This is a genomic window from Longitalea luteola, assembly GCF_017356035.1.
Classification (GTDB): Bacteria; Bacteroidota; Bacteroidia; order Chitinophagales; family Chitinophagaceae; genus Niastella; species Niastella luteola.
Window position 1 is genome coordinate 64,056 of sequence record NZ_JAFIQX010000014.1, and the last position, 25,981, is coordinate 90,036.

General features: G+C 47.2%; 14 protein-coding genes. 8 read left to right on the forward strand and 6 right to left on the reverse strand.

Going from position 1 to position 25,981, the window contains the following annotated elements:
- Positions 1 to 188: 188 nt before the first annotated feature.
- Entirely contained in the window at positions 189 to 1,112 is a 924-nt protein-coding gene (locus JUB15_RS25505) for an alpha/beta hydrolase (protein WP_207515493.1), read from the reverse strand.
- A 225-nt stretch (positions 1,113 to 1,337) separates the two neighbouring features.
- On the opposite strand from JUB15_RS25505, the gene JUB15_RS25510 reads away from it, so the two are divergent.
- The gene (locus JUB15_RS25510; protein ID WP_207515494.1) at positions 1,338 to 1,763 is read left to right on the forward strand and encodes a hypothetical protein; all 426 of its coding nucleotides are present in this window, start codon (positions 1,338 to 1,340) and stop codon (positions 1,761 to 1,763) included.
- A 305-nt stretch (positions 1,764 to 2,068) separates the two neighbouring features.
- Here JUB15_RS25510 and queA read toward each other — a convergent pair whose 3' ends face one another.
- A complete protein-coding gene (gene queA / locus JUB15_RS25515; RefSeq protein ID WP_207515495.1) occupies positions 2,069 to 3,118 on the reverse strand; it encodes a tRNA preQ1(34) S-adenosylmethionine ribosyltransferase-isomerase QueA in 1,050 nt (349 codons plus the stop codon).
- Between the two features lie 420 nt (positions 3,119 to 3,538).
- Here queA and JUB15_RS25520 point away from each other — a divergent pair, with 420 nt between their 5' ends.
- Both JUB15_RS25520 and JUB15_RS25525 read left to right on the forward strand, forming a co-directional pair.
- A complete protein-coding gene (locus JUB15_RS25520) occupies positions 3,539 to 7,429 on the forward strand; it encodes a TraB/GumN family protein (protein WP_207515496.1) in 3,891 nt (1,296 codons plus the stop codon).
- 51 nt (positions 7,430 to 7,480) lie between these two features.
- Positions 7,481 to 8,023 (forward strand): DUF1415 domain-containing protein, encoded by a 543-nt coding sequence (locus tag JUB15_RS25525; protein ID WP_207515497.1) that lies wholly within the window; start codon positions 7,481 to 7,483, stop codon positions 8,021 to 8,023.
- A 36-nt stretch (positions 8,024 to 8,059) separates the two neighbouring features.
- On the opposite strand, the gene JUB15_RS25530 is transcribed toward JUB15_RS25525, so the two are convergent.
- Positions 8,060 to 9,799, reverse strand: coding sequence for an ABC transporter ATP-binding protein (locus tag JUB15_RS25530; protein ID WP_242696515.1), 1,740 nt, complete (start codon positions 9,797 to 9,799; stop codon positions 8,060 to 8,062).
- Positions 9,800 to 9,938: 139 nt separating this feature from the next.
- Complete coding sequence (locus JUB15_RS25535; protein WP_207515498.1) at positions 9,939 to 15,353, reverse strand: alpha-2-macroglobulin family protein; 5,415 nt, start codon at positions 15,351 to 15,353, stop codon at positions 9,939 to 9,941.
- Positions 15,354 to 15,619: 266 nt separating this feature from the next.
- On the opposite strand from JUB15_RS25535, the gene pbpC reads away from it, so the two are divergent.
- Positions 15,620 to 18,004: a penicillin-binding protein 1C gene (pbpC, locus tag JUB15_RS25540; protein WP_207515499.1), complete on the forward strand. Its 2,385-nt coding sequence runs from the start codon at positions 15,620 to 15,622 to the stop codon at positions 18,002 to 18,004.
- Between the two features lie 177 nt (positions 18,005 to 18,181).
- On the opposite strand, the gene JUB15_RS25545 is transcribed toward pbpC, so the two are convergent.
- Positions 18,182 to 18,904: a head GIN domain-containing protein gene (locus tag JUB15_RS25545; protein WP_207515500.1), complete on the reverse strand. Its 723-nt coding sequence runs from the start codon at positions 18,902 to 18,904 to the stop codon at positions 18,182 to 18,184.
- Positions 18,905 to 18,940: 36 nt separating this feature from the next.
- Positions 18,941 to 19,660: a head GIN domain-containing protein gene (locus JUB15_RS25550; RefSeq protein ID WP_207515501.1), complete on the reverse strand. Its 720-nt coding sequence runs from the start codon at positions 19,658 to 19,660 to the stop codon at positions 18,941 to 18,943.
- A gap of 276 nt (positions 19,661 to 19,936) precedes the next feature.
- Between JUB15_RS25550 and guaA the strand changes: the two genes are divergently transcribed.
- The 4 genes from guaA (at position 19,937) to JUB15_RS25570 (ending at position 25,935) form a co-directional block, all read left to right on the forward strand.
- Positions 19,937 to 21,469: a glutamine-hydrolyzing GMP synthase gene (gene guaA, locus JUB15_RS25555; RefSeq protein ID WP_207515502.1), complete on the forward strand. Its 1,533-nt coding sequence runs from the start codon at positions 19,937 to 19,939 to the stop codon at positions 21,467 to 21,469.
- 127 nt (positions 21,470 to 21,596) lie between these two features.
- Positions 21,597 to 22,838 carry a type 1 periplasmic-binding domain-containing protein gene (locus JUB15_RS25560; protein WP_207515503.1) on the forward strand — a complete coding sequence of 414 codons (1,242 nt, stop codon included), beginning with the start codon at positions 21,597 to 21,599 and terminating at the stop codon, positions 22,836 to 22,838.
- Between the two features lie 131 nt (positions 22,839 to 22,969).
- Positions 22,970 to 23,974: a ligase-associated DNA damage response exonuclease gene (locus tag JUB15_RS25565; RefSeq protein WP_207515504.1), complete on the forward strand. Its 1,005-nt coding sequence runs from the start codon at positions 22,970 to 22,972 to the stop codon at positions 23,972 to 23,974.
- 359 nt (positions 23,975 to 24,333) lie between these two features.
- Entirely contained in the window at positions 24,334 to 25,935 is a 1,602-nt protein-coding gene (locus tag JUB15_RS25570) for an ATP-dependent DNA ligase (protein ID WP_207515505.1), read from the forward strand.
- Positions 25,936 to 25,981 lie beyond the last annotated feature (46 nt).

Sequence of the window (25,981 nt, forward strand, 5' to 3'; positions counted from 1 at the left end):
TCGACTCGTGAATCTTGAGCATTCTTAAAAATAAAAAAGCCGATAATGCCTCTCAACATTACCGGCTTTCTTTTTATTAGCCCCATTGAACCCATTCTCCCTGCGCCAGCAGCCCAATTTCTTGATCAAGGGAACTGTATTTCATTAGCGCATTAGCCAATTAGCACATTAGCTAATTAGCACATTAGCTAATTGTTCTTAAGCCAGCCGTTCTTATCCATCCATTCCTGCACCAGGTCCATCCACTTTACGTCACTGGTGGGGTTATTCATGCCAAAGCCATGACCACCTTTTTCATACAGGTAGAAATCGAACGGCACTTTATTCTTTTGCAGGGCGGTGGCAAACAGCAGCATATTCTGCACTTTCACGGTTTGATCATCTTCCGCATGTACAAGGTAGGTAGGCGGTGTTTTTTTGGTAACCTGCAATTCGTTGGAGTACTCCATTTTTTTTTGGGGCGAAGGGTCTTTGCCGAGCAAATTATCACGCGAACCCATATGGGTAATGCTATCGGCAAAACTGATCACGGGGTAGATGAGGACCATAAAATCGGGTCGCAGGTTCGATTTCCTGCCTGCTTTAATATAAGCATGGTCAAAATGGGTACCAGCCGTGGAGGCCAGATGACCACCCGCAGAAAAACCAATGATACCTACCCGGTCCCTGTCGATGCCCCATTGTTTTGCATTATCACGCACCAGTTGAATGGCCCGCTGTGCATCCTGAACCGGACCGATCTCCTTATTCACCATGGTTACATCGCTGGGCAGTCGGTATTTCAGCAAAAAAGCCGTGACGCCCATTTCATTAAATCGTTTGGCAACGTCATGGCCCTCATGGCCGGCAGCCAATAGGCGATAACCGCCGCCGGGAATAACAATAACGGCCGTTCCATTTGCTTTTTCTTTCGGTGGTTCATATATGGTCAGCGTTGGCCGGCTTACTTTGAAGATCCGGCGAATTCCTTTTTCATCGGTTTCAGTATTCTCTTCATCAGGCACTGCTTTGGAATTGGGAATAGAATCAGGGTACAACGGGATCTCGTTTTGTGCGCAGGTCATCGAGGCGAAGCAGGTTAGGGTTACAAAAATGGTGAGTAGTTCTTTCATAAAACGTACATATAATCAAATTTACTTGATTGCATTAAAAAATCGGCAAATCGGTAACCGGCACCGAAATAATTTCCGCAGACCAGTCTCAATTCTCCGGCAATCAGCAGTTTTAGCTGAATATTAAGTTAAATGCCTTTCGCAGCCATGCAGTTCATCGCAAGGATGATCAACTTTGTAAAGGAACGAAAGGCTTATACTCCATCAACCATTAAAAACTTACGTATGAAAAAACTATACTTTACACTCATCCCCATTACCTTATTACTCATAACAGGCTGCAGCAAAGACTTTTTGAAATCATATGAACGGCGGATCGTCGGTGGCACCTGGGAGTTATACGACGTAAACAGTTTTGGCATTGGCAGCAGCGACAGGCCCAACTTCACGGCCGGCCGCTTCACTTTTGAGTCATCCGGCGGTGTAACGTATATAAATAATCAGGGCGAAATGTATGAAGGCAGCTGGGATATCCGGCGCGACTGGCAGCAGGACTCACAGGTACAGGGCCTGTTTATAACCGTTGTAAGTTTTCAAACCCAGGATGTCATTTCTGAATACTTTGATGACCTGCAATTCACGGGCACCAATCGATTCAAAGCATTTATTTACAATGGCGGGCGCACCTATACGTGTAAATTTAAACGCTGAACGCTTAACGCAGAACGCTCAAGGCTCAAGGCTCAAGGCAAAACGCTTAACGCAGAACGCTCAAGGCTAAAGGCAAAATGCAAAACGCTGAGGGTTGAAGGCTCAAAGCTTAAGGCAAAATGCCTAACGCGAAACGCTCAAGGCTAAAGGCAAAACGCGTCTGCCGTCTGCCGTTTCCAGTCTGCTGTCTGCCGTTTCACGAAAAAAGCCGGCAACCCCAAAAAGGTCTCCGGCTTTTATAATATCAATGTCCTTGATTACAGGAACCGTTTTTCATTTGCCCTTTGCTAATTTGCAAATTAGCGTTAGATCACCAGCATCGCATCTCCATAGCTGAAGAAACGATATTTGTCCTTAATGGCCTTTTTATAGGCTTCCATCGCCAGGTCATAGCCGGCAAAAGCGCAAACCATGATCAGCAGACTGGTTTTGGGCAGGTGCAGGTTGGTGACCAGTGAATCCGCAATATTGAACTGGTAAGGCGGATGAATGAAAATGTTCGTCCAGCCCTCGGAAGGCTTCAACAGCTTTTCAGCAGTATAAGAGCTCTCGATGGCCCTCATTGTAGTTGTACCAATGGAGCAGATGCGGTGATTGCCCTGGATCGCTTTGTTTACAATCTTGCAGGCCAGGTCATCGATCTTGTAGTACTCAGCATCCATTTTGTGTTTGCTGAGGTCTTCCACCTCAATTGGGCGGAAAGTACCCAAACCGGTATGCAGGGTTACTTCGGCAAAACGAACCCCTTTAATTTCCAGACGTTTGATCAGCTCGATGCTGAAGTGTAAACCGGCCGTAGGCGCCGCTACGGCTCCTTCATGCTTGGCGTACACGGTTTGATAGCGTTCTTTATCTTCTGCTTCGGGTTTGCGTTTAATATACTTGGGTAATGGCGTTTCGCCCAGGAACTCCAGCATATTGCGGAACTCTTCATCGGTGCCATCCCACAAAAAGCGAATGGTCCTTCCACGGGAAGTGGTATTGTCGATCACTTCAGCGATCAGCTCATCGTTCTCGCCAAAATAAAGTTTATTACCAACCCGGATTTTACGGGCCGGATCTACAATCACATCCCACAGCCGGTTTGGTTTATTTAATTCACGCAGCAGGAACACCTCGATCTTCGCCCCTGTTTTTTCCTTGCGGCCGTACATCCGGGCAGGAAATACCTTGGTGTTGTTCACTACGAACACGTCCTTGTCATCGAAATAATCCAGGATGTCGCGGAAATGTTTGTTCTCTATCTGACCGGTGCTGCGATGCACAACCATTAAACGCGCATCTTCACGTCTTTTTGTAGGGTGCTGGGCAATAAGGTTAAGTGGTAAATCGAACCGGAACTGTGAAAGTTTCATGTGTATTTTTAACTGTTTTTAAAAGCCACATGATACGAACGAGGGGGAGTAAGAACAGGGTACATCGGGGGGTGAGTTCCGATACAAACGAGGTCTTACGGCACCAGGTTTGATATCATGTAAGCTAAAATTCGAGCGGGCAAAGGTAATTAAAAAAAATGCGGTTCCCAAATTTAAAAATCGATAATATGATAGAATTCCCGCCGGCTACAGGGAATTGCTTATGAGGCAGAAACCCGCCTGCCAGGCAGGCAATCTGAATTTTACACCTTTCCCCCGCGTATTCTCCGTTCACATGTGCTATATTATTACGAAATTTATAGAAGAGGGAGAAGCGCTCTACAGATAACCTTCATAATCGCGCCTTAAACAACCAGGTAACCTGAGTACTGTCACCGGTCATTTAATTATTGAACACGTATGAGAAAATGTATCCGCTTGCTATCTGTTCTGATGCTGGCGATCGTTATGCCATCAATAGCACAACAGACGCGCCCAAAAACAAAACCGACTCCACAGCCTGCCGCCCCTGTCATTCCCAAACCTGCCTCCAAAAAATACCCGAGCCTGTTGTGGGAGATCAGTGGTAATGGCCTTAAAAAACCATCCTATCTCTTCGGCACCATGCACGTAAGCGATAAACTGGCTTTTCACCTGGGCGATTCTTTCTATACAGCCATTAAAAGCGCCGATGTAGTAGCGCTGGAAACAAATCCCGAAAGCTGGCAGGATGATTACAGCCAGTCGGTCTTCTTCCGCGGCCGCCAAAAAGGCGCATCTTTAATGAACCTGTATTCGAACCGGTGGGACTGGCCAACTGATCATATGCGCATCACCACCTTCGCCATTGACCGGTATGAAGAAGCCATCAAAGCGGCGCTGGCAGTGGAGCCTTCCATGATCAATGGCATGCTGTACCGCACCTACGGACGGCAGTCAGAAGATTTTGAAGAAGATACTTTTCTCGATATGTACATATTTCAAACCGGTAAGAAACTGGGCAAACGGGTGAGTGGGGTTGAGAACTTCCAGGAAAGTGAAAAGCTGGTGATGGAAGCGTACAAAGCCATGTTGCGCGACCAGAACAAGAAAAAAAGAAGCTATGATTACGAAGGCATGATGACCAACCCCAAAAAAGTGGAGGATGCCTACCGCAAAGGCGATCTCGACCTGCTCGATTCGCTCGAGAGCATGACCGTTTTCTCGGATGCCTTCCAGGAAAAATTCCTGTACAAGCGCAATGAGATCCAGGCCAACTCCATTGATTCCATCATAAAGAAGATGTCGCTTTTTGTAGGTGTGGGCGCCGCCCATTTACCCGGCAAACGCGGCGTAATTGAATTATTGCGTCAAAAAGGTTATACCATGCGCCCCATCCGTATGGACAGCCGCAACAGCCAGCAAAAAGAAACGGTTGACAGGATCAGGATCAACCACCCCTTTACTACCCAAACCTGCGACGACGGCTTTTATACCGTGTCGATCCCCGGCAAAAAGTTCTATCGGTTTACCGACTGGAACGGCATGGATGTAGTGCAATACGCCGATATGGTGAACGGCGCCTACTATATGGTCACCCGCATAAAAACAAACAGTTTATCGTGGGGGCATAGCAGTGACCAGGTATTCAAAAAGATCGACAGCCTGCTGTATGAAAATATTCCCGGCAAGATCCTGAAGAGAACACCGATCACTAAAAACGGGTATAAGGGGCTCGACATCATTAACCGCACCCGCCGTGGCGACCACCAACGTTACCAGGTATTCGTGACACCCTTCGAGGTTGTCCTGTTCAAAATGAGCGGTAATGGCGAATACATTAATACCGGTAATGAGGCCCAGGAATTCTTCGGCTCCATTCGCCTGAAAGAATATGGCGCCGCCGGCTGGCAAACCTGGCAGCCTGCAACCGGTGGATTCAGCATTCAACTGCCGCATGTGCCTGCCCTGCTGAAGGACAACAGTTTTGGCACCGACCGGCTCGAATATGCCGCACGCGACGCTGCTACCGGCGACAGCTATTTGATCATGAAAGCCAACCTGCACAACTTTTCATTCATCGAAGAAGACAGCTTTGAGCTGAACCTGATGGATGAAAGCTATGGCTATTCCGACTTTATCGCCAAACAACTCAGCCGCCGGTTTATCAGCGTCAACGGCTACCCGGCACTGGAAAGCAAGTTCAGACACAAGGACGGCAGCTATAGCAGTGTGAAATATGTGATCAGGGGGCCCGTATACTACGCCATTATTGCCAGTTACAAAAACGAGCATCCCGGCATACAACGCTTCCTGCAATCCTTTTCCATAACGCCGTGGGTTTATCCACCGGCCACAACGCATACAGATACTACCCTGAGCATTACCGTCACTTCTCCAGTATATGCATCCGCTGGTAAAAAAAATGAAACCACCGGGATGGAAGAATGGATCCAATTATCGAACGGCATAGTCGATGATGATGCAGACGACAATCTGCCCCCCTTTGGTACCCGGCTCATCGGTAATGACACCATCGGGGAAAAGATCCTCGTCATGCATTACAAGGCCCCACAATACAGCTATAAGAAAGATAGCGCCAGCCTCTGGAAGAATGCCACTGCAAACACCTGGTTTGCCGAAAGCACCTTCATCATAAAACAAAATAAAGAATATACCCTGCCCAATGGTATCCGCTGCCGCGACCTGCAGCTGACAGATACCAACAGCAGCCGGCTTATCATCGCAAAACTGTTCTACAATAAGGGGCATTTCTTCAGCATCTCTACCCTCACCGATACCCTCAGCACTAAAAGCGCTCTGTTATCTAACTTCTTCGCCAGCTTTAAACCGGCAGACACGCTCAAAGGTGAATCGCTGTTTGTGAGGAAGACCGACCGGTTTATGCAGGACCTTTTCAGCAAAGACTCGGTAACGGTAAAAAGGGCCCGCAAATCGTTGTACCAGGTTGGCTTTGATTCACTGGATGTTCCGCTGTTGAAAAAAGCCATTGATTCGCTCAACTGGACAATAAAAGATTACCTGCTGCTGAAAAGACATTTTATCGAAAGCCTGGGCAAATTGAGAGACGCCAGCATTACTCCTTACCTGAAAGAACTGTATTGGAAAGTAAAGGATACGGCCGACTGGCAGAACGCTATATTACATGCATTGCTTAATCAACGGACCAAAACGGCTTTCCTGGCATTTAAGGACCTGGTCTTGCAGGAGCCCCCGATCATGGATGAAGATTACGCCTATGCGCCCTACAGGCTACCTTCCGTATATGCAGATTATACCGTTGGTGGCAGGGTTGGCAAAAAAAACAGTTATTACGGCCGCTGGTCGCCGTTGTTCGATACCCTGTCGCTATCCAAAGTCATCTTCCCCGACATTTTACAACTGATGAATATTGACGATTATCGCAATGACATCATGAACTTACTGGTTACCATGGTAGACAGCGGCTACCTGCAGGCTGCCGATTATGAAAGCAGCTTTCCGAAGATCTACCTCGAGGCCAAACAACTTTTGAAGAAACAACTGGCCAAGGAAAACAAGGCTAAAATGGAAAAAGCAGCTCGTAAGGATGCTGCTCCTACCGTTTCATTGTACGCCAATTATGATGAAGAGGAAGACCGCCCTTCCGATGCCGGCAATACCGAGCTTGACCGGTATGCCATCCTGCTGTTGCCATTCATTACCAGGAACCCGGGCGTGCAAACGTTCTTCGAACAATTGCAAACCACCCAGGACCGGCGTTTGTTATACAATACTTTCATCCTGCTGCTTCGCAACAAACACAACGTACCCGATTCCCTGTTCATAAAGTATGCACAGCTCGACGAATACCGCAGCGAACTGTATGTTGACCTGGAAGCCATAAAAATGACCGACAAATTTCCCAAACAATTCAGGAACCAGTTCGACATTTCAAAAAGTTTGATCGTAAAGTCGCTGACCAATTACGACAAGATCGACACCCTCATATTCCTGGACAAACTGCCCGTAGCATACGAGAATAAAAAAGGCTATGTATATTTCTTTAAATACAAACGCATGCGTGACGATATTACCTGGCAGGTAGCATCTGCAGGCATGCAGCCAGAAAAAGCAGACCTGATAGATACCAAAAATGACGACTTCACCTCAGTTGATGAAGAGCGCAAACTGGCCAATGACAAACCGGTAAAGGAGCAGTTACAAAAAATGCTGAAGGAAATGCTGTATGCGCGCCGCAACAGCGCCTCGGTATTTTACGATGCCCGTTCTTACAGCCTGTACAGGAATTATTTATCGGAAATGGTGAAGAGCCAGCGGTACAGGGATTGATCAGGTGTGCCACACTTTGAAAGTGTGGCACACCTTGCCTACCTTTACCTCATGCTATCCGAACAACAGGTCATTGAGCAAACAAAGAACTGGATCAAAAAAATTGTAATAGGCTGCAACTTTTGTCCGTTCGCTAACCGGGAATTTAAAAATAATACCATTCATTACCAGGTAGCATTCAGCCCCAAGCGATCAGACGCCAGAGAAGCCTTGTTGCGGGAATGTAAACGGCTCGACCGGGATAGATCGATTGCCACTACCCTGCTTATTTTTCCCAATGCATTCAGCGACTTTGACGATTACCTGCAATTGGTTTCGTTTGCCGAAAAACTGTTGATTCAAAAAAAGTACGAAGGCATTTACCAGCTGGCTACTTTTCATCCTTTATACCGGTTCGAGAACAGCGCCCCCGACGACCCGGCCAATTACACCAACCGGTCCATTTATCCCATGCTGCATTTGCTTCGCGAAGACGATATCAGAAAAGCAATACAATTTTACGGTAATGCGGAAGAGATCCCTGAACGCAATGTTCAATTTGCAAGAGAAAAAGGCGAAGTGTATATGAAGATGTTACGAGATAGCTGCATGTAACGGTTTCTGGTTTTTGGTTTATGTAAACAATAAACTCTATATCCCTTTAGGAATGGATGCTATCAATTGTCTGGTGTACTCTTTCTGTGGATGAAAATATATCTGCTCTGCATCCCCTATCTCTTCTATTCTCCCTTTGTTCATCACCATAATGCGGTCGCTGATATAGCGTACGACCGACAGATCGTGGGAAATAAAAACAATGGTAAAACCCATTTCTGCCTTCAGGTCGTTCAAGAGGTTTAACACCTGCGCCTGCACACTTACATCCAGCGCCGACACCGATTCATCACACACAATGAACTCAGGATTCAGCGCCAATGCCCGGGCAATGACGATCCGCTGCCGTTGTCCACCCGAAAACTCATGCGGATACCGGTTAAAATGTTCCGGTTTCAGATTTACTTTTTCCAGCAGTTCCATGACCCGGTCCTTCCTTCCCACGCTGGTGGAAACAATATTATGCACTTTCAGCGGCTCTGCAATAGCCGCCCCGATAGTAAGCCTTGGATTAAGTGAAGAATAAGGGTCCTGGAAAATGATCTGGATATCCTTACGCATCGACTTCATGCTTCGCGCATCAATTGCCGACAGGTCAGTGCCATCATAATATATCGAACCGGATGTGGGCGGTATCAGTCCCAGCAGGGTTCTGCCAAGTGTTGTTTTACCACAGCCCGACTCGCCAACCAGTCCAAGCGTTTCGCCTTTATAAATTTCAAACCCGATATTATCAACCGCCTTTACATATTCTACCGGCTTGCCCAACAGGTTCTTCTTTGAAGGGAACCATACATTCAGGCGGCTTACCTTGATAAACGGCCGTTTTGCAGTCACCGCTTCCTGTTCATATACAACAGGTGGTGGTGGTGCAAGCTGTGCATAACGGCTTAGTTCAAACGGACGATCATGCTCCAGGAAATCGCTCACAATTGGCAGGCGTTCTCCCTTCGGATGCAGTACCGGTCTGCAGGCCAGCAGGCCTTTGGTATAAGGGTGTTGCGGGTTACTGAAAATGGCCTGTACCGAACCCGACTCCACTATTTCACCCAGGTACATCACAATGGCCCGGTCGGCCACTTCGGCCACCACACCCAGATCGTGGGTAATAAAGATCACACCCATTTGCCTCGTTTGCTGCAATTCTTTGATCAGTTGCAGAATGGTCTTTTGCACGGTGACATCCAAAGCGGTGGTTGGCTCATCACAGATCAGCAAGTCGGGTGCACAGCTCATTGCCATCGCGATCATTACCCGTTGTTTTTGTCCACCACTTAACTGGTGTGGATAACGCCGGAACAATTGCTCAGGATTCGGCAGCCGCACCTGCCTGAAGAGATCGATCGTTTTTTGCTTTGCTTCCTGTTTACCGATCTTCAGATGAAGGCGCAACGCTTCCTGCACCTGGTGACCGCAGGTAAAAACCGGGTTCAGCGAGGTCATGGGTTCCTGGAAGATCATCGCGATCTGGTTACCACGAATGTCGCGCAACTGCTCCGGTGTTTGCGTTAATAAATTCACGGTATTCTGCCCATCGGCCGAGAATAAAATGTCACCATGAGTATACCTGGCCGGTGGTTTGGGCAATAACTGCAAAATGGATAATGAAGTAACCGACTTACCCGAGCCTGACTCTCCTACGATGGCGACGATCTCGCCACGACTTACCCTAAACGAAATATCCTTTACAGCAGTGGTGGTCCCGATCTCTGTAACAAAATCAACCTGCAGGTTATTTATTTGTAGTAAAGGCGCTGGCATTGTTGTGGTGGCCATAAACAAATATCGCGACAATTTCTGATTTTGTGATTTAGAGATTTTGCGATTTGCTCAGGTCTGACCGTCTGATAAATCTCAAAATCTCCAAATCAACAATCTCAAAATCAGAAATCTCAAAATCAGAAATCTACATTTCCTACTTCTTGTTCACTCTTATCACCCCGCCACCATTATAAGAATGGTATTCGCCATTATACATAGCCTCGGCGCTAACCGGTCCCATTTTATAGTTACCAGGCGAAACCGCGCGTACGGCATAATAATAAACCTTGCGATTGCTTCTCAGATCATCAAATAAATTGATACGATCATCCCGCACATCGAGGGCTGTTGGTGTTGAAGCATCCTTGATCCATTCCATGCCCGGGATCTCTTTGGTACGTGGGTTCTCGATCTCAAAACCGGCCGGCAGAATATCGGAGATAACCACATTATCTACATCACCGCTATAGGCTTTTTCAAGTGTGATCTGAACAACTACCAGGTCATTCTGCGTAAAGGTATTACCATCGACGCTGCGGCCATAGCGATCAAAGAAGCGGCGGCGCACCCTGATAAAATTGTCTTCTTCCCTATAAGTACCACTGGCGCTGATGCCCTCGCTTTGCCAGTAATAATACAGGTGGCCTTCCCCTTTTGAACTTATCTCAATATTGGTACCACCCAATTGTTTGGCCGTTAGCTTTAACGGGCTGCCGGCTACACTGCCCACCGTTTTACCATTCACTTTTACATCCGCAGAAACGGTTGCCTTGTTGGCTGCACGGGCTATTTTACCCAGTGACAGAAAACTGAACGAACACTCCTGCGTACTGTACCAGTTCCGTTGTTTCAGTTTATCAGCCACATGTTTGGCCATCACCGGTATTTGCGCATTTGAAGGATCGGCATCCAGCAGGGCATTCAACGAAATAGCCTCATCGCGAATGTCGGAATAATAACTGCCGCCAGTTTGTGCAACTGATATTTCACCACTGAAGGAAGAAGGCAGCAGTTCTTTGAATTTGGCTTTATCGCCGGCCACTGCATAGGCAACACTCAACAGGTATTTACTATCGAGGCTCAGCAACACAGGATTGGCTTTGTAATAGTTCATGGCGCTCACATTCGGTTTACCTGCCAATGCCAGCACATACAAGCTGTAAGCCACTTCCTTGGGCGCTATTTTCTTCTTTTGTGATTGGTTGTAATAGTATAAAGCGGTCTCCTTATTCTTTAACCGGTTATTCATGTAATTCAGGATACCATTCAATACATTCTTATCTACTTCAAAGCCTGCTTTCTGCGCTTCCAGTAAGAAATGGCCTGCATACACGGTCGCCCACCAGTCTTCGGAACCTTCTCCATCCCACAGCGTAATGGCGCCATTATACAGCTGTCGCAATTTGATCTTGCGGATCGCTTCCAGCACGTTCCAGTTGGCAGAGGATTTATTTTCTTTATTGCTGTGCAGCTGATCGGCCAGGTCGCCAAAATACAACTGCGGGAACGCGATGGACACAGTTTGCTCCGTACAACCATAAGGATATTCGACCAGATACCTCAACTGCTTACCCAGCTCGAGCGCCGGGTTGCGGCTTACCACCAGTTGGTAGTCGGTGCTGTTCGGCAGAAAATCGTTCAACGGAATATTGATGCGTTGTGCATTACCGCCCGTAAATGAACCGCTGCCGGTTACTACCTGCAAAGGCGATGCAGGCCGGATGCTGATCTCTGTCTCATCTGTGAACTTTTCACCCAGTCCCTGCACCTCCACTTTAACTTTTCCGGTGCTTACGGCAGGCGATGCCACCACCTGAAAGATCGCCTGACCCTCGCTGTTACTGTTGAGGGATACAGATTGTTGTTTATCGCCCAATACGTTCAACGGACCACTTACATTCAATATAGCAGTAGCCGATGCCGTATTTTTCGTCGTATTCGTAATAGTGACCGGTACGGTAACGGTATCGCCCGGACTTAAGAAACGCGGCAGCGCAGTACTTAGCACCAGTGGATCTGCTACTGTCATAGCCGCTTCACCACTACCGAAGCTTTCATCTTTATAGGCCACTGCCATCAACCGTACTTCACCACTGAACTGGGGAATATCAAACTCAAACTCGGCTTCACCACTCATGCCGGTTTTTCTGGAACCGCTCCAGTAAGAAACGACCTTGAATCGTTTGGCCGGCATCGGATTGGTACGTTTGTTCATTTCGAGGTCGCCGTCACCACCCGTACTGCTCAACGTTGCTTTCAGTTCGGGGAACAGCAGCGGATACAGATCATAGCCATTCACCTCCAGCGCCTTCGGCGCATAAAAATGGTTGTAAGGATCAGGTGTCTGAAAGTCAGTTATCTGCAACACGCCATTGTCAACGGCCGCCAGCGTTACAAAACTGTTGGCAGCTGCTTTCACGGTCACCTTCTGATGCGTACGCGAACGAACCGACTTTTGCGCCACGATCTCGACGGCTATTTTGCGGCTCTTTTCTTCCACCTTCAAACTTTTATACCCATGCGCCACCGTCAACGGTATTTCACTAACATCGTGGGGTTTAATGAGGGTTGCGGTAACATACACGTTCGGTAAATGCGCTGCCGAAATTTTCAGGTCAACCGAAGCAGTGCGGTTCTCCACATTTACATACTGGTAGGAAACTACTTTGTCAGTCTCCATGGTTACCAGCATCCGGCCGCTGAATGGTGTTTTGAACAAGAGCTTGGCGTTATCGCCGGCCTCGTAAGCAGATTTATCAGCTTCTATATCGATATTACCTTCTGTATTTACTTCAAATGATGAATTTTCGCCGCCCCAGAAGCCATAGCTATAAAAACTCTTGCTCACATAGCTGCTTGCACCGGGAATGGCCACCCGCAGTTCATATTCACCGGGCGACCGCGGAACAAAGCCGTAGGACGCCGTTTCACCACTTACTGTAATGGTTTGTTCGGCCACTATCTTATCATCCTTTTGTGATTCGTACCTGAAATAATCACCGCTTTTTGAAAGCACGGTACGGTATTCATGTTTGATCACTTTTACTTCAGCGCGCGCTCCGTTCAGCACCTGCTCATCTTTGTTCAGCGCAATGATGGGAAATTTCACCTGCTGGTTCAACGGATAGTACCAGTAACCATCGCTGCCCAAACCAAAGAATACTTTTTGGGTATAAATATGGGCAGTTGCACTGCGGCTCACCGGACGACCGGTTTCATCAAATACGGTGGCATAAAAAGTGGTCTTCAACAATCCTTTATTGGCAAACAGGGCCGGCACCTCAAAGTTTTGTTTCGCATTCCCGTTCTCATCAGTACTGCCTTCGTTCACCGCTTTGTCAAATGACATGCCCTGGTTTGTAATACTAAAATCATACTTGCTGTATTTCTTCGGATTGAAATAAGCGGCGCTGGTCTGGATCTCTGTTTCGTAATTCCGGTTGGCAGCCGGCGGTCCGAAAAAGTTAACCGCATTGATAGCCAATGTAGCTGATTGACCAGGCTCCAGGGATGTTTTATCGAGTTTCGCTGTTACCTTAATGCGATCTGGCACAAATTCTTCAATGCTGAAATTCTTGCTGGCCAGCAGTACATCGTTGGAGGTGTAAACTTCCAGCGTATAACTACCGGTTATAGCCGCCTCGTTAATATCAACATCACCATCTGTAGCGCCCTGTGCATTCAGGGTTTTACGGAAGCTCTTTAATTCTTTACCATTCGGCAGCAGGAACTTCATTTTTACCGGCAGCTCGCCCGGCGACTTCCATTGGCGATCGCGCAGGATCACCGCAAAATTCACTTTTTCACCAGGCCGGTAAATATCGCGCTCGGCATAGATAAATGCATCGAGTCCGGTACTGTTGCTGCGTTTGCCACCCACTTCAAAGCGGGAGGTATTTACTTTTGTACTGCTAAAAGGCAGGTAGTTGAAATCATTGGCGGTTTTGGCAATGATCATGGCCGGTTTAAAGCCGGCAAATTCCTTGCGGGAGAAAGCCACCTCCGCCACACCATCGGCATTGGTAGCGCCGGTACCCAATACCTGGTTATTGTTGCCATAGACAACTACGTTCATGCCGTTGACCGGCTGGGCAGTTTTAATAGAGTTGGCAAACACAAACAGTTTATCGTTTCCTTCACGGGCAATTAACCCGATATCTGATTTGGAAATAAAACGGCTGTCGCTGATCCAGTAATCCGTTGCCGACCGCATTTTGATATGATATATGCCTTTGAAATCAGGCAGGCGGTCTTCTACATTGAAACTGAACAGCCGGCTGCTGCCATATTTCGGCAGCGAGCGGGTATCTATCTCCTGTTCATAGATCACATCCCCGAAAGAAGCATCACTATTGCCATAATAATCCCCTTCGTAATATTCGTCTTCGTAGCCGCCGCTTCTTGTATCTTTCGGACTGTACCCATAGCGTTGTGCTGCCAGCAGGTTGCTTTCATATATTTTGGAGATGATCACCTTTACCTTTGGGATATTGGTGATGCGCACCTCTATATTCTGATTGCCGAGTGCACTCAGGTAAACAGCTTTGCTGTTGCCAAAACGCAGGGATGGCTCCAGCTCACCAAAGGCAACATTATTATCATATTGTTCGCGTAATACGCCGCCAATACGGCCACGCAGTCCTTTGGCAATGGTGAATACATAACTTTTATCTGCATCAAAGTTATCACTGCTCACGGCAAAACCGTCTTCCGTTTGTTCAATACTGAATTTTACCGCAGGATTAAAACGGATCAGGGAAGAAATGTTTTCCATGAGCACCTGCTGGCTGGTGCGAACAAACACTTTTCCGGTCAATCCATCATGTTCGGCAGTAACATCGTTAATGGTAAGGTTATACGGCGAAGGAATGAACACTTTATTTTCGATCGCTTCTTTGGTTCCGTTCACGCCACCATCGGGCACCAGACCTTTGTCGAAGCTTACCTTGGCCTCCAGGTCTTTATCTTCCAGTTTCAGTCCGGCAATACGCAGGGTGATCCTGCTGTCGGTACCTTCTGTAATAATGGTATAATCAAGGGGTTTACCACCCAGCTGCAACTGCATTTTATCTTTTATCGTAGCCGGACTAATAGCGTAATTAAAATACAGGTCAACCTGTGGGTAGGCCTTTGTTGAGTGCTGGTCGGCGAGCATCCAGGTTACGTTTGTATTATCCAGTTGCAGGAAGGGCGTATAGAAATTTATTTTCTCGCCTTTATCCAGCTTGCCGTATTTGCTGTGATCGAGCAGGTCGCCGCGCAGGCTTGCCTGGTAGGTAGTGGCAGGCGATAAAGGTTGTGCCGGCGAGAACACCAGTTCATCGGGATGCTCCCAGCGAAAGCGTCCGGCGATCTTAGGTTCAAAGGAAATATACTCAGTAGAATCCCAATTATTCAACAGTGAATCAGGAACAAGGGCCTTATCAAAACGGAACACCAGGTTACCAAGGGATTGCACTTCCCCTTTGGCATTGGTATAACTCAGGGAAACAGCGCTTCGATTACAGGCGGCGATGATACTCACGACAAAAACGCCTATTGTAATCAGGGCGATCAGTGGCTTACGCATATAGGGTTAAAGTATTAGAGAAGTTAGGGCCCACCCGTTCCGAAGGACAATCCGGGCAGGGTTGGGGGCGTTAAAATACAAAAAGGAATATAATTATTATACTGTTCTTTTGTTGGTTGAAAATAAACCGGAAATTAGCAAGGAACTATGGAGGCAGGCTTGACGAACCCATAGCGTTAAAATTATACACGAAAGTTACAATCAATTAACAGACACTGCCTGTTAATTTGTTATTAAAGTGCCTGAACCGAGGTGATACAACACACATGAAAACCGCACACAGAAAAACCATAAAACAATTTGTCAACCACCTCTTAACGTGGCGCCCGAAACACCGTTACGCCAGCATTGGATATATATGGTTCAGGAAAATTTTTGTAACCGCCTGTGTTCTCACCATTTTATTTTTCTCCCTTAACTGGGTATTTCCGCTGCCCGACAAAGTAGAATACTCTACCATCATCACCGACAGCAAAGGCGAAGTGGTACATGCCTTTCTGACACATGATGAAAAATGGCGCATGAAGACCGAACTGGAAGAAATTTCGCCCCTGCTGCGCAAGACCATTATTGAAAAAGAAGACAAATATTTCTATTCACACCCCGGCATAAATGCCCTGGCTATTGGCCGCGCTTTCGTCAAAAATATTTTTCGCTGGAAACGTACTTCCGGCGCATCCACCATTACCATGCAGGTGGCACGGGGCCTGGAACCCAAAAGCAGGACCTATTTCAATAAGATCATTGAAATGTTCAGGGCATTACAACTGGAATGGAAATACAACAAGAACGAGATCCTGCAATTATACCTGAACCTGGTACCTTATGGCGGCAACATTGAAGGCGTAAAATCAGCTTCTATCCTCTATTTCAAAAAAAATCCCGATCACCTATCCCTGGCCGAGATCACGGCCTTGTCTATAATCCCTAACCGGCCATCGTCGCTGGTGATGGGGAAACACAACGATCGCATTGTACAGGAACGTAACCGCTGGCTGCAGCGATTTGCAAAAGACAAAGTGTTCACCCAAAAAGAAATTGCCGATGCGCTCAGCGAACCGTTGACGGCTACACGCGGAACAGTTCCCCGGCTCATCCCCCACCTTGCCTGGAAACTACGACAACAGGGCGGTGATATCATTAAGACCAATATTGAACTGAACACCCAGTTAAAGACGGAGAAGCTGGTGGCCGATTATGCACGCATCCTAACGCTGAAAAACATCCGCAATGCGGCGGTGATCATTGTCGATAATCAAACCCACAAAGTGATCACTTATGTAGGCTCTGCCAATTTCAGGGACACCATCGATGCCGGCCAGGTGAATGGCGCCAAAGCCATCCGCCAACCGGGCAGTACGTTAAAACCATTATTATACGGCCTTTGTATTGATCAAGGCCTAATGACGCCCAAAGCCATTATCACCGACGTGGCGGTGAATTATAACGGCTATGCACCAGAGAATTACGACAAACAGTTCAACGGGTATGTAACCATGGAATATGCCCTGGAACATTCCCTGAACATTCCGGCGGTGAAAGGACTGCAATGGCTGGGTAAGGACCCGTTTATTGATAAACTGGCCGTGTGCCATTTTCAACAGATCAAAAAAGACCAGCGCAAGCTGGGCCTTTCCATGATCCTGGGAGGTTGCGGCGCTACCCTGGAAGAATTAACCGGACTGTATGCTGTGTTTGCCAATAACGGCCGGTACATTCCGCCGAAATACACGCAGGAAGCATTTGAAGAACCGGGCCAGGGAGAAAGGATCTTAAGTGCGGCCGCCACCTTTATGATCAACGAGATCTTATCAAAAGTGAACCGGCCCGATTTTCCGCTGAACTGGCAAAGCACAGAGCACATGCCCAAGATCGCCTGGAAAACCGGTACCTCCTATGGCCGCCGCGATGCCTGGAGCATTGGCTACAACAGGAAATATACGGTAGGCGTGTGGACGGGCAATTTTTCAGCCCAGGGTATTCCGGAATTAAGCGGGGCCAACATTGCCACACCCCTGCTTTTTAAAATCTTCAACACCATCGATTACGACAGCGATGAACAATGGTTCACGCAGCCCAAAGACTGTGACATGAGAATGGTATGCTCCGAAACCGGTTTACCACCCGGCGCCAATTGCCAGCATACGGTGAGTGATTATTTCATTCCGCTTATATCTACGAGTCAGCTATGCGATAACTTGCAGGAGGTAGCCATTTCGGCCGATGGAAAAAGCTCTTATTGCAAAACCTGTCAGCCCGCAGATGGCTATAAAAAGAAATTGTACCGCATTGTTTCGGCCGACATGCAACGCTATTATGAGGAGCGGCATATAGCCTATGAAAAAATGCCGCCGCATAACCCGGCCTGTGAGCGCGTGTTCAAAGAGGGCGGCCCGGCCATTACATCACCACGTAATGGATCGGAATATTTCATCAGCAAAAAACATCCTGAACCTTTGCAGTTATCATGCAATGTAGGGAACGATGTACATAAAGTATACTGGTATATCAATAACCAGTTCTATAAAGCGGGGGATGCGCACAACCGCCAGTTCTTTATACCGGAGGAAGGGCCGGTTAAAATTTCCTGTACCGATGACAAGGGTCGCAATCGGGATATTTGGATACGAGTGAAATATATTGATCTATAGTTTTTCTGTTTAAAGTTCAAAGTTCTAAGTTTATTTTCCCACGAAAAAGAAACTAAAACTTTGAACTATGAACTTTGAACTTTAAACTTTGAACTTTGAACTTTGAACTTTAAACTGTGAACTTTGAACTTTGAACTTTAAACTTTGAACTTTAAACTGTGATCTGTGATCTGCGAACTAATCAACTTTCGATACATTTCCAAGTCCGGTAATCGTTTTATCCACCTGCGCGCCGCCTTTATACCGCACATTGCCGGCGCCTGAAATAGTAGCATCCAGTTTTACACTGGCATATACCTCTACATTGCCGGCACCTGCAATTGTCAGGTCGGATTCTTCTGTTAATAAATTCATGGCGTTTATCCCGCCCAAACCGGTCACTTCGGCTGTAAATTTCTTTGTTTCGCCGCTAAGTGTTATTTCACCGGCCCCCGAAATGCTGGCATTGATCTCGGGCGCATCTACATCCAGTTTCAAGGAACCGGCACCGGGGCAGGCTATTGTCAATGGGCCATCAGCACTGATCTTTGATTGACCGGTAACCGTTCCTGCGCTGATCACCTTGATATTGTTGAATTGCGGAGAAGTAACATATACTTTTACGCCATCGCGTGACTTCAACCATGCGTCATCAGTTGTTTCCAGCTTCAGCACGCCGTTCGCCACCTGCACTTTAATGTGCTGCTGTAAATTTTCATCCGCTTCTATTTTAACGCTGGCCTGATTACCCTCCGTAAGGTAAACCTCAAAATTGCCACGGAGTTCAACACCTGTAAATTCACCCGGTGATTTATTCACAGTGGTTACATTGCCATTTCCTTCGATCCGTTTATCGCCATCCCACATGCAGGCATTGAATAAGAGGGTGCTCGCTAAAAGAATAAAGATGCTTTTTTTCATAAAATGGTTTGGTTGGTATAAATGGTCTGTTATTAGTTACTTCACCTGTTTAATGTTGCCATTACCTGTAATATGGGTAGAAGGCACAGCATTCCCTTTATAACGCACATTGCCATTACCGCCTACTGAAACATCCAGCTTTACGCTGGCAAATACTTCCGCATCCGCATTGCCAAGGATCTCTACTTTGGTTTCTTCAGCCATGAGGTCGAAAGCTTTCAGATTGCCATTGCCCTGCAGCTTACATTCGAAGTATTTGGTCTGTCCTTTCAGGTTAATGCCTCCATTACCTGTTAATACGGCTGTAATTTCAGGTGCGTCCACATCCAGTTTAATGCTTCCATTTCCCTGCACTTTCAGGTCCAGTTCAGCAGAATCGGCGACCGGTGTTTGTCCCACCACGTCTCCCGAACCAATGGCGTATATCTTTTTGAAAGCGGGCGCTGTAACATATACTTTGATGTTCTTACGGGTGCGAAACCATACATTTTTTTTGGTGCGTACTTTTAAGGTGCCGTCATCAACGAAGGTCTCAATATAAGGCAGGAGATTACTTTCACCTTCGATCTTGACCGAGGCAGGGCTGCCAACAGCGACATATACGTCAAAAAATCCGTAAGACGCCACGCCGGTAAAGCTGCTGATATTCCTGGTTTCGGTAGTCACATCGCCATTACCTTTAATACGTTTACCGGTAAAGCGGCATCCGGCCACCAGTATGGTCGCTAAAAAGATCAAAAAGGTCCAATTTTTCATGTTTGCAGGTTGTGTTTGATTACGCATTACAATTTAACCGGTTTTTCCAGCATTTGACGCGTATTCTGCTAAAATGTTACAGTAACCCCTTGACAAATAATTAATTACTTTAATTTATTCCAGTGCATAGTCCTTGAGCCTTCAGCCCTCAGCCTTCAGCCTTCAGCCCTCAGCCCTCCGCCTTGAGCCTTTAGCCTTGAGCCTTCAGCCTTCAGCCTTGAGCCTTCAGCCTTTAAGCCTTGGGCCTTGGGTGCTTTTTCTTACCTTCGCACCACCATGACGGAAAAGATTCTTATTCTCGATTTCGGCAGTCAGTACACTCAGTTGATTGCCAGGGCCGTCCGGGAGGCCAACGTTTATTGCGAAATTATTCCCTATCACAAAAAAGTTGAATTCGATCCCTCGCTGAAAGGTATAATCCTGTCGGGTTCACCATTTTCTGTGAACGATCCCAAAGCCCCGGAGGTAGACGTAAAATCCCTGCACCAGCAGCTGCCTGTTCTGGGCGTTTGCTACGGCGCCCAGTTAACCGCCAAACAGTTTGGCGGACAGGTTGCCAAAAGTAATAAACGTGAATACGGTCGTGCCCTGATGCACAAACAGACCGACGACGTATTACTAAAAGATGTGATGGACCAATCACAGGTCTGGATGAGCCACAGCGATTCTGTACTGCAGATGCCAGAAGGGTTCAATGTACTTGCTACAACCGACAGCATTCCTTTTGCAGCGTTCAAAAAGAACGGAGAAGCCAATCCCCTGTACTGCGTTCAGTTCCACCCCGAAGTATACCATTCGGTGGAAGGAAAAAAGATCATTAAAAATTTCCTTGTAAATATCTGCGGCTGCCAGCAAAGCTGGACCCCCGCCCACTTTATCACAGATACGGTTAATGACCTCAAAAAACAGATCGGTAACCGTAAAGTGATCATGGCTTTAAGCGGTGGTGTAGATTCAACGGTTGCGGCAACCCTGATCCACAGGGCCATCGGCAGTAACCTGTACGGCATTTTTGTTGACAACGGGGTGCTGCGCAAGAACGAGTTTGAACAGGTTTTGGAAACCTACAAAACCATTGGTCTGAATGTAAAAGGAGTAAATGCCAAACAACTTTTTTACGATGAGCTGAAAGGTAAAACCGACCCCGAAGCCAAACGTAAGACCATCGGCCGCCTGTTCATTGAAGTGTTTCAGCAGGAAGCCAAATCCTTTGAAGGCGTTGAACTGCTGGGACAGGGAACGATTTATCCTGATGTTATTGAAAGTGTTTCCGTACATGGGCCATCGGTAACGATCAAATCGCATCATAATGTAGGCGGTTTGCCCGATATCATGCACCTGGAACTGGTAGAACCGCTGCGTTTTCTCTTTAAAGATGAAGTGCGCCGTGTAGGCAGCGAGCTGGGCATACCCGCCGACCTCCTGCACCGTCATCCTTTCCCCGGTCCCGGCCTTGCGATCCGCATTCTGGGCGAGATCACGCCTGACAAAGTGGAACTACTGCAGGAAGCCGACCACCGTTATATCCAGGGTTTGAAAGAACATAATCTGTACGACCAGGTTTGGCAGGCAGGCGCTATTTTACTGCCTGTGAAAAGTGTAGGCGTCATGGGCGATGAAAGAACGTATGAATACACCGTAGCTTTACGTGCGGTAACGTCCGTCGACGGCATGACGGCCGACTGGGCCCATCTCCCTTATGAATTTTTGGCACATATTTCGACTGATATCATCAATAACGTTAGAGGTATCAACCGGGTGGTATACGACATCAGCAGTAAGCCACCTGCAACGATAGAATGGGAGTAGACGTCTTTTAAGTGTTACCGGTCACCGGTTACCGGTTTTCCCGGCAACTGGAAACCGGTGACATTGAAATTCGCGAGGCGTGCGTATTATAATGACATCTCAACAGTTAGTATATAAAGCATTCCCTATGATGAAAAAATGGTTCATATCAGTATTTTCATGCCTTGCCATGGCCTGGGTAGCACCTGTAGCGGCGCAAATTACGCCTACACCAACAGTACAACCTGCACAAGCGGCACAAACAATGCGGGATACCCTTCAAACAGATACCAGCCGCCAACAAATTGCAATTTTTACTCCCTTGTATCTTGATTCGGCATTCGATATAACAGGCAATTACCGGTACGATCATAAAACTTTTCCAAAACAATCCAGCGCCGGCCTGGAATTCTGGGAAGGCGCCGAACTGGCCATCGATTCCTTACGAAAAGAAGGCGTTCAACTCGACGTTCATGTATACGACATCAAGGCGCCCGCCCAACAGTTAGATTCAATCCTGAACAGCGAAGCATTTAAAGCTACCGACCTTATCATTGGACAGGTGAATGCGAATGAAGCGGCAAAATTTGCCAGTGTTGCCGCTACCATGGATATCCCTTTTATTAACGCAAACCTCCCTAGCGACGCAGGCATAACCAACAATCCGCATTACGTTATTCTGAATTCAACCCTTGCAACGCATTGTGTGGGTATTTACCGCTTCCTGCAGAAAAATTATTCTTTGCAGGATATCATTGTATTCAGAAAGAAAGGCGTACAGGAAGACCGCGTACGGAATTATTTTACCGAGTTTGAAAAAACAACAGCCGTAAAGCTGAAATTCAAGTACGTTACGTTAGAAGACAATTTCACCGCCGATAAGTTAAGGCTGCATCTCGACGAGGAGAAACCCAATATCTGCCTGGCCGGCAGCCTGGATGAATCTTTTGCGCGAAATCTTTGCCAGCAACTGGCCCTCACCAGTACAGCTGGCAGCCCCAATGTGATCGTTGGTATGCCCACGTGGGACGGCATCGATTTTGAGAAATCGCAGTTCAAGAACCTGGAAGTGATCTACAGCACGCCGTTCTATGTAGCTCCCACCAGCAAACTGGCATTATCGGTACATGAAAATTTCAAGAACACATTCTATTCGCGTCCGTCGGATATGGTTTTCCGTGGTTTTGAGACCCTTTACCATTTTGCACATTTGTTACAACTGTATGGCAGTAATATCGGCTCAAGCCTGAGCGATAAAAAATACATGCTTTTTAGCGAATTCGATATTCAACCCGTGATCAATAAGACCACCATGACACTCGACTATTTCGAAAACAAAAAACTTTACTTTGTTAAAAAAGTAGATGGCGTGGTGAAGACAGTTTACTAGATTACAGGTTTCACGTTCCAGGTTACAAGGAAATGATTTAGATGTGCCACGTTTGTAAACGTGGCACATCTTTTTAACATATATGCCTGATCCCCTGAAACTTGTAACTAGTAACCTGTAACAGCTTTTTGATGCCACTAATATCGTTTACAGATAAAGGCCTCTATTGTGAGCCTGGACGGTTTTACATCGATCCCTGGCAACCGGTTGACAAAGCAGTGATCACCCATGCCCATAGCGATCACGCCCGGGCCGGCAACCAGGCTTATTTATGCCACCGCGACACCCTTCCATTATTACAATTGCGGCTGGGCCCCAATAACTACCAGTCATTGGAATGGAATGAAAAAATAAAGCTGAACGAAGTCACTGTATCCCTGCATCCTGCTGGGCATATCATCGGTTCATCGCAAATACGGGTTGAATACAAAGGCGAAGTGTGGGTGGTAAGCGGCGATTATAAAACGGAGGCAGATGGCCTCAGTGGAATCTTTGAACCTATCCCCTGCCATACTTTCATTTCGGAATCTACATTCGGCCTGCCCATTTATAACTGGAAACCACAACAGGAAATATTTCACGATATACAACAATGGATAAGAACTAATGAAGTCGCGGGCAAAACATCTGTATTGATCGGCTACAGCCTGGGCAAGGCACAGCGGCTGTTAAAATCGTTGGAAGAGGTCACTGGAAATATTTATGCGCACGGCGCCATTTATAATGTACATCAAACGCTGATACAGGCAGGCTGGAAATTACCAGCCATACAACGTGTTACCCCCGAATTACCAAAAGAAACCTATAGAGGAAGTGTAGTACTGGCGCCCCCATCTGCAGATGGCAGTCTGTGGATGCGACGTTTTCCATCAGCGAGCACGGGTATATGCAGCGGCTGGATGCAGGTGCGCGGCCATCAACGCCGCCGTAATGCCGATGCGGGTTTTGCCCTCAGTGATCATGCCGACTGGAACGGTTTGCTGGAAAGCGTAAAAGCAACGGGTGCACAAAAGGTATATGTCACACACGGCTTTCAATCGGCCTTCAGCCGCTACCTCAGTGAAATAGGCATTGATGCGGCTGAAGTAAAAACGGAGTATGGAACGGAGGAAGAAGAAAACCAATTAGCTAATTAGATGATGTGATGATGTGATAATGCAATACAGGCAGGAACGCCGGAATGGAAAGAATTATCACATTATCGAATTATCAAATTATCACATTATCACATAATGCCAGATAATGATGATATGATAATTTAATACCACTGCTGTGGATGCTTTGGCGCGACCTTCGCGCTTGTTGGAACGCCGGAATGGAAAGAATTATCACATTATCGAATTATCAAATTATCACATAATGCTAGATAATGATGACATGATAATTTAATACATGCTGCTGTGGATGCTTTGGCGCGGCCTTCGCGCTTGTAGGAACGCTGGTATGGAAAGAATTATCACATTATCGAATTATCACATTATCAAATTATCACATTATGCTTGAGTTTGCGCAATTGTTATTCAAGTTAGGTACCACCACTAAAACCAACGATAAGCTCGAAGCATTAGCTTATTATTTTGCGCATGCCAATGAAAAAGACAAAGTATGGGTGATCGCCCTGTTCAGCGGCCGGCGGCCGCGCCGCACCGTTAGCGGCACCCAACTGGCCGTATGGTGCACCGAACTTATTCATTTACCCATCTGGCTGTTCCAGGAATGTTATCATACCGTTGGCGACCTGTCTGAGACCATTGCCTTATTGATTCCGGAAACGAAGATATCCTCCTCTCCCACGGGCCAGCCGCTGCATTACTACGTCGAAAAGTTCCAGCAACTCGAAAAAGCAGGCGAGGCGGAAAAGAAAATGTTCATCCTGCAATCGTGGCTGGAATTGAGCAGCCGCGAGCGCTTTGTGTTCAACAAATTGCTCTCAGGCACGTTTCGTGTGGGCGTATCCCAAAAACTCATGGTGAATGCCCTCGCTCGAACGGTACAGCTGGAACCCAATACCATTGCCCACCGCATCAGCGGCAACTGGGATCCCGCCACCACAAGCTTCTCGGCGCTGTTAAGTGAGCAGTCGACCCAGACAGATTTCTCCAAGCCCTACCCTTTCTACCTTGCCTATGCGCTGGAAGACCCGTTACCGGAGCTGGGCGAACCCGCCGACTGGCAGGCCGAATGGAAATGGGACGGCATCAGGGGTCAGATAATAAAAAGGAATGGCCAGTTATTTGTCTGGAGCCGCGGAGAAGACCTGATCACGGAAAAATTTCCTGAATTCAGCATTCTCCAAAGCAAATTGCCCAACGGCGTTGTAATAGATGGCGAGATCCTGCCTTACAAAGATGGACAGGTGCTTAACTTCAATATACTGCAAACCCGTATCGGCCGTAAGAATGTTACCAAAAAACATTTGCAGGATGCACCTGTTGGACTGTTCGCCTATGATCTGCTGGAATTAAATGGTGAAGACCTCCGGTCCATGGCGTTGAACGAACGCCGAGCAGCGCTTGAAGACCTGGTCACATCCCTGCAATTGCCTTTTTTACAATTATCCCCCGTGGTCACCTTCAGCAACTGGGATGAGTTAACCACCATCCGCGAGCAGAGCCGCAACCTGAATAGTGAGGGCCTGATGTTGAAACGAAGATCATCGGCTTATCAGGTAGGCCGCCGCCGGGGCGATTGGTGGAAATGGAAGATCGATCCCCTCACCATCGATGCGGTGATGGTGTATGCCCAGAAAGGAGCCGGGCGCCGCAGCAACCTGTATACCGACTACACCTTTGCGGTTAAAGACGGCGACAAATTGGTTCCCTTCACAAAAGCGTATTCCGGATTGACCGACAAAGAATTTGCTCAGGTAGATGCCTTCGTGAAAAGGAATTCACTCGAAAAGTTTGGACCTGTTCGTACGGTGAAACCAGAACTGGTATTTGAGATCGCCTTCGAAGGGATTGCCGCCAGCAACCGCCACAAATCAGGCGTAGCGCTCCGTTTTCCCCGCATCAGCCGCTGGCGAACCGATAAAACACCCAATGACATTAATACGTTGGATGATCTCAGGAAAATGCTGGAATTGTATGGAAAATGACAGGCCAATTTTCAAATTCGTAAATTTGAATAATAATTCCTGCGCG

What these genes read in the sequence shown, in the direction of transcription:
- JUB15_RS25565 (WP_207515504.1), top strand. Translation starts at nt 22,970, where the DNA reads ATGCCACTAATATCGTTTACAGATAAAGGCCTCTATTGTGAGCCTGGA.
- JUB15_RS25560 (WP_207515503.1), top strand. Translation starts at nt 21,597, where the DNA reads ATGATGAAAAAATGGTTCATATCAGTATTTTCATGCCTTGCCATGGCC.
- guaA (WP_207515502.1), top strand. Translation starts at nt 19,937, where the DNA reads ATGACGGAAAAGATTCTTATTCTCGATTTCGGCAGTCAGTACACTCAG.
- JUB15_RS25510 (WP_207515494.1), top strand. Translation starts at nt 1,338, where the DNA reads ATGAAAAAACTATACTTTACACTCATCCCCATTACCTTATTACTCATA.
- queA (WP_207515495.1), bottom strand. Translation starts at nt 3,118, where the DNA reads ATGAAACTTTCACAGTTCCGGTTCGATTTACCACTTAACCTTATTGCC.
- JUB15_RS25525 (WP_207515497.1), top strand. Translation starts at nt 7,481, where the DNA reads ATGCTATCCGAACAACAGGTCATTGAGCAAACAAAGAACTGGATCAAA.
- JUB15_RS25545 (WP_207515500.1), bottom strand. Translation starts at nt 18,904, where the DNA reads ATGAAAAAAAGCATCTTTATTCTTTTAGCGAGCACCCTCTTATTCAAT.
- JUB15_RS25550 (WP_207515501.1), bottom strand. Translation starts at nt 19,660, where the DNA reads ATGAAAAATTGGACCTTTTTGATCTTTTTAGCGACCATACTGGTGGCC.
- JUB15_RS25570 (WP_207515505.1), top strand. Translation starts at nt 24,334, where the DNA reads ATGCTTGAGTTTGCGCAATTGTTATTCAAGTTAGGTACCACCACTAAA.
- JUB15_RS25520 (WP_207515496.1), top strand. Translation starts at nt 3,539, where the DNA reads ATGAGAAAATGTATCCGCTTGCTATCTGTTCTGATGCTGGCGATCGTT.
- JUB15_RS25505 (WP_207515493.1), bottom strand. Translation starts at nt 1,112, where the DNA reads ATGAAAGAACTACTCACCATTTTTGTAACCCTAACCTGCTTCGCCTCG.
- JUB15_RS25535 (WP_207515498.1), bottom strand. Translation starts at nt 15,353, where the DNA reads ATGCGTAAGCCACTGATCGCCCTGATTACAATAGGCGTTTTTGTCGTG.
- pbpC (WP_207515499.1), top strand. Translation starts at nt 15,620, where the DNA reads ATGAAAACCGCACACAGAAAAACCATAAAACAATTTGTCAACCACCTC.
- JUB15_RS25530 (WP_242696515.1), bottom strand. Translation starts at nt 9,799, where the DNA reads ATGGCCACCACAACAATGCCAGCGCCTTTACTACAAATAAATAACCTG.